5 protein-coding genes are annotated in these 5,206 nt (G+C 72.3%); 2 read left to right on the top strand and 3 right to left on the bottom strand.

Annotated features, from left to right (window positions below; translation table 11 throughout):
* Positions 1-776: IclR family transcriptional regulator (locus AB0F81_RS50190; RefSeq protein WP_360211383.1), on the bottom strand; the 776-nt coding region annotated here is incomplete at its 3' end.
* Between the two features lie 87 nt (positions 777-863).
* On the opposite strand from AB0F81_RS50190, the gene AB0F81_RS50185 reads away from it, so the two are divergent.
* Complete coding sequence (locus AB0F81_RS50185) at positions 864-1,187, top strand: putative quinol monooxygenase (protein ID WP_360211381.1); 324 nt, start codon at positions 864-866, stop codon at positions 1,185-1,187.
* A 52-nt stretch (positions 1,188-1,239) separates the two neighbouring features.
* On the opposite strand, the gene AB0F81_RS50180 is transcribed toward AB0F81_RS50185, so the two are convergent.
* Positions 1,240-2,349: a cellulose binding domain-containing protein gene (locus tag AB0F81_RS50180; protein ID WP_360211379.1), complete on the bottom strand. Its 1,110-nt coding sequence runs from the start codon at positions 2,347-2,349 to the stop codon at positions 1,240-1,242.
* A gap of 91 nt (positions 2,350-2,440) precedes the next feature.
* On the opposite strand from AB0F81_RS50180, the gene AB0F81_RS50175 reads away from it, so the two are divergent.
* Positions 2,441-4,225 carry a rhamnogalacturonan lyase gene (locus AB0F81_RS50175; protein WP_360211377.1) on the top strand — a complete coding sequence of 595 codons (1,785 nt, stop codon included), beginning with the start codon at positions 2,441-2,443 and terminating at the stop codon, positions 4,223-4,225.
* A 167-nt stretch (positions 4,226-4,392) separates the two neighbouring features.
* Here the strand turns inward: AB0F81_RS50175 and AB0F81_RS50170 are convergent.
* Positions 4,393-5,206: (Fe-S)-binding protein (locus AB0F81_RS50170; RefSeq protein WP_360211375.1), on the bottom strand; the 814-nt coding region annotated here is incomplete at its 5' end.

The raw sequence follows: 5,206 nt of genomic DNA, 5'->3' as shown, positions 1-5,206 counted from the left end.
GCCGCGGTCTCCAGGGCGACGGCGCGGCTCGCCCGGACCGCGCCGAGGCGGACCACCCGTTCGACGGCCCACCGGTCGGCCCGCATCCGGCCGGTGGGCAGCGACACCGCGACCGCGCCGACGAACCGGCCGGCCGCGTCGTTGACCGGCGCGGCCATGCAGCTCAGCTCCGGCTGGAACTCGTTCACCTCGATGGCGAGCCCGGTGCCGCGCACCTGCCGGAGCTGGCGGTGCAGCAGCTCCCGGTCGGTGACGGTGGCCGGGGTGACCGCGGGCGTGCCGGTCCGGTCCAGCACCGCCTCCCGGTCGGCCGGCTCCAGCGTGGACAGCATCAGCTTGCCGAACGCGGTGGCGTGCGGGGCCTCGTGGAAGCCGACGCCGAGGGTGCGGATCCGCGGATGGGCCGGGCACTCGTCGACGTGCGCGACGATCATCTCGGCGTTGCGCAGCGCGGCGTAGTAGGCGGCGGCGTGCGCCTGCCGGTGCACGACCGCGGCGACCCGGCGCACCTCGGCCGGGGCTGCGATCTGCCGGTGCAGCGCCCGCGCCAGGTCGTCGACGCGGTGGCCCAGCGCGTACGCCTTCTCCTCGGCGAGATGGACCAGATAGCCGCCGGTGACCAGCGTGGTGAGCAGGTGATAGGTGGTGGGGAGGGTGAGGCCGAGGGCGCGGGCGACCTCGCGCGCGGCGACCGGGCCGTCCGCCGCGGCGACGTGGTCGAGGACCCGCATCGCCCGCTCGACGGACTGCAGCAGCCCGGCCCCTTTGCCGCTCATGAAATCAGCGTGCGTCGCGGCGATGATGAAGGGGAACCCGGCCGGCCCATCCGCGCAGAGTCTGCGGAAACCAAGATTGGATCAACGATGATCTTCATTACCGCGAAGTTCCTGATCAAGCCGGAGCACGCCGAGCAGTGGCCGCGCATCGCCGGCCCGTTCACCGAGGCGACCCGGGCCGAACCGGGCTGCCTCTGGTTCGACTGGTCGCGCAGCCTCGACGACCCGAACGAGTACGTGCTGGTCGAGGCCTTCCGCGACGGGGAGGCCGGTGGCGCGCACGTCGGCTCGGCGCACTTCAAGCAGGCCCAGCAGGACCTGCCGAAGTACCTGGCCGCCACGCCGAGGATCGTCAGTCAGTCCGTGGACCAGGACGGGTGGTCGAAGCTGGGCGAGATGCGCGTCGAGTGAGATCCGGGTGCCGCGGCGGGCGCGGGACCCGCCCGCCGCGGCACGGTCGGTACTACGAAATCGCGGCGGCCACGGCCGGGTACCACTTGGTGGCGATTTTCACGTTGCCGGCGTCGTTCGGGTGTACGCCGTCGTACGTGTCGGTCGCGGTGGTGAACCCGGTCCACTGGTCGACCACGGTGATCGGGGAGGCGGCGGTGCTCAGCGAGGCCGCCCAGCCGGGGATGGCCGCGTTCAGGTTGACCACCCGCTGGCCGCAGTCACCGCAGGTCGGCGGCTCCAACGGGATGATCTGCGCAACGATGATCTTCATGTTCGGGTTGGAGGCGCGCATCTGCCCGACCAGCTTCGTGTAGGCGGCCAGGATCGTCGCGGTGGGGATGTTGCTCCAGGCGTCGTTCGTGCCGAAGTGCATGAGGACCACGTCGGGGTCGGTGCCGGCGAGCCAGCCGACGAGCTGGTTCTGGTTGGCCACGGTGGTCACCAGGAAGCCGCCGTGCCCCTCGTTCTCGCCGTCGTAGGCGAAACCGCAGCCCTGGCCGGGCAGGGTGCCCACGAAGTCGACCTCGGCGGCGGGGAGTCTCTGCCAGAGCAGGGCGCGCCAGCAGCCGGGCGAGCCGGTGATCGAGTCGCCCAGCGCCATGATCTTCGTGGGCCCGCCGGCCGGCGGCGTGGAGGTGGACGGCGACGGAGCGGGGGAGCTCGGCGCCGGCGAGCTCGGGGCCGGCGAGCTCGGCGTGGGTGAGCTCGGCGTCACGCCGCCCGTGCACGTCACCCCGTTCAGCGCGAACCCGGACGGCACCGGGTTGGAGCCGGTCCACGACCCGTTGAAGCCGACCGAGACCTTTCCCCCGCCGGCGACGGACCCGTTCCAGCCGGCGTTGCGCACCGTGACGGTGGATCCCGCCTGGGAGACCGAGCCGTTCCACAGCTGGCTGATCGTCTGCCCGGCAGTGAACGTGAACACCAGCGACCACGACGAGACCGCATCACCCAGGTTGGTCACCTCGATGTTCGCGCCGAAGCCGCCCGGCCACTGGGACGACACGGTGTACTTCACCGCGCAGCCGGCCGCGGCGTCCGCCCTGGTGGCGGTGGTGACGGCGCCCGCCAGCAGGAGGGCGGTGGCGGTGCCCAGAGCGGCCAGTCTTCGTCGATGCATGGGATGCCTCCACGGCTGTTCTTGACGAGCGTGCGGGAACGGCGCACGCTGGGAGCGCTCCCATTAACGCACATCGATGTGAGGTTGGAGAATGGTCAGCAGCAGAAGACTCGCCGGGCCCCTGGCCGCCGTCCTGGCCGCCGGGTTCCTGGCGGCGGCCCCCGCCGAAGCGGCACCGCCCGTTCCCCCGCTCACCGACGGCAAGCAGCGCGAGGCGCTCGACCGCGGCCTGATCAGCGTCCGCTCCGGCAGCGGCAACCTGGTCAGCTGGCGACTGCTGGCCGGCGACCCGGCCGGGGTCACGTTCAACCTTTACCGTGGCTCGACCCGGATCGCCAGCGGTGTCTCACTCACCAACCACCTCGACGCGGGCGCCGCGGCCGGCCAGACGTACACGGTACGTCCCGTGATCGGCGGCGTCGAGCAGGCCTCGTCCCCGGCGTCGCTGACCTTCGCCAACGGCTACCTCGACGTGCCGATCCAGAACCCGAACAGCAGCCTCTACGCCGCCAACGACGCCAGCACCGGCGACCTCGACGGCGACGGCGACCTGGACCTGGTCCTCAAGTGGGAGCCGCTCAACGCCAAGGACAACTCGCAGTCCGGGGTCACCGACCCGGTCTACGTGGACGGTTACCGCCTCGACGGCACCCGGCTGTGGCGGATCAACCTGGGCCGCAACATCCGCGCCGGCGCGCACTACACCCAGTTCCAGGTGTACGACTACGACGGCGACGGCCGTGCCGAGGTGGCGATGAAGACGGCCGACGGGACCACGTCGGGCACCGGTCAGGTGATCGGGAACGCGAGCGCCGACCACCGCAACTCCAGCGGCTACATCCTCACCGGACCGGAATACCTGAGCGTCTTCGACGGGGCCAACGGCGCCGTGCGGTCCACGGTGTCCTACGTGCCGCCGCGCGGCACCGTCTCCTCCTGGGGCGACTCCTACGGCAACCGGGTCGACCGGTTCCTCGCCGGCACCGCCTACCTGGACGGCTCCCGGCCCAGCCTGATCATGGCGCGTGGCTACTACACCCGCAGCGTCGTGGTGGCCTGGGACTTCCGCAACGGCGCCCTGACCCGGCGCTGGACCTTCGACAGCAGCAGCTCCACCAACGCCGGCACCGCGGGGCAGGGCAACCACCAGCTGTCGGTGGCGGACGTCGACGCCGACGGGCGCGACGAGATCATCTACGGCGCTCTGGCGATCGACGACAACGGCGCCCGGCTGTGGAACACCGGCCTCGGCCACGGCGACGCCCTGCACGTCGGCGACCTCGACCCGAACCGCGGCGGCCTGGAGGTCTTCAAGGTCAGCGAGGACGCGTCCAAGCCGTCGTCGTGGTTCGCCGACGCCCGGACCGGTCAGATCATCTGGTCCACCCCGGCCGGCGGCGACAACGGCCGCGGCGTCTCCGCCGACATCTGGGCCGGCAGCCCCGGCGCCGAATCGTGGTCGTCGAGCCCCAGCGGCGTCCGCTCACCCTCCGGCGCGGTGGTCGCCAGCCGCAAGCCCAGCTCCACCAACTTCGTCATCTGGTGGGACGGCGACGTCCAGCGGGAGTTGCTCGACCAGACCCGCGTCGACAAGTACGGCACGGCGGCCGACACCCGCCTGCTGACCGCCTCCGGGGTGCACTCCAACAACGGCACCAAGGCGACGCCGTCCCTCTCCGGCGACCTGCTCGGCGACTGGCGCGAGGAGGTGATCTGGCCGACCACCGACAACACCCGCCTGCGGATCTACAGCACCCCGTCGACCACCGGCCTGCGGATGATCACACTCCTGCACGACATCCAGTACCGGACGGCCCTGGCCTGGCAGAACACCGCCTACAACCAGCCGCCCCACCCGAGCTTCGCCCTGAACTGACCACCACGGCCACCTGAACGGCCGGATCTCACACGGAGACGGGGTGGGTTTCCCGGGCGGCGGCCGAGAGTGGGAACGGGACTCGGCGGCACGGCCCGGGAGGGTGCGCAGGCGGGGAGTGGGAACGGGTCCCGCCCGCGCACGCCGACCGGGGGCGGGCGGTGGGATCACCGCCCCCGGAGCAGGCCCACACTGCCCAGGTCACGGATGGAGGCGTCCAGGACCTGGGCGGTGTGGGCCAGGCCGATCGTCGCGCCGCCGTTCGGGGCGGCGCGGCGGCGCAGCGCGGCGGCCACCTGCATCAGGCAGCCGGGGTTCGCCGTGACCAGCAGCTCGGCGCCGGTGTCGAGGACGGCGCGGGCCTTGCGGTCGCCCAGCTCGGCGGCCGGGACGGGATTGAGGACGTTCCACACCCCGGCCGAGCCGCAGCAGATCTCCGGCTCCGCGATCGGCCGGACCACCAGCGACGGGATGCCGGCCAGCAGGGCGCGCGGCTGGGCGCGGACACCCTGGGCGTGCCCCAGATGGCAGGCGTCGTGGTAGGCCACGGTCACCGGCAGCGGATGCCGCGGGGCCACCGGGCCCAGTTCGACGAGCAGCTCGGACAGGTCGCGGACGCGCGCGGTGAAATCGGCGGCACGCGTGGCGTAGGCGGGGTCGTCGGCGAGCAGCTCGTCGTACTCCTTCAGCGACGAGCCGCACCCGGCCGCGTTGACGACGAAGTAATCCATTCCGGTCTTCTCGAAGGTGTCGATCAGCCGGCGGGCGAACCGCTGCGCCTCGGCCCGGCGACCGTTGTGCACGCTCAGCGCGCCACAGCACCCCTGACCGGGCGGGATCAGCACGTCACAGCCTTCGGCGGCGAGCACGCGTACGGTCGCCGAATTGACATCGGGGAAGAACGCGTCCCAGGCCGGCAAGGGCGCGCTGAGCTTCGACCACCCGAACGCGGTCGGCGGGGTCGGCTCGACCGGCGCCCCG

The organism is Actinoplanes sp. NPDC024001, from assembly GCF_040638955.1.
GTDB lineage: Bacteria > Actinomycetota > Actinomycetes > Mycobacteriales > Micromonosporaceae > Actinoplanes.
Note: the sequence above shows the minus strand (reverse complement) of the source record. Positions and strands in the feature narration are given on the sequence as shown.

What these genes read in the sequence shown, in the direction of transcription:
- AB0F81_RS50175 (WP_360211377.1), top strand. Translation starts at nt 2,441, where the DNA reads ATGGTCAGCAGCAGAAGACTCGCCGGGCCCCTGGCCGCCGTCCTGGCC.
- AB0F81_RS50185 (WP_360211381.1), top strand. Translation starts at nt 864, where the DNA reads ATGATCTTCATTACCGCGAAGTTCCTGATCAAGCCGGAGCACGCCGAG.
- AB0F81_RS50180 (WP_360211379.1), bottom strand. Translation starts at nt 2,349, where the DNA reads ATGCATCGACGAAGACTGGCCGCTCTGGGCACCGCCACCGCCCTCCTG.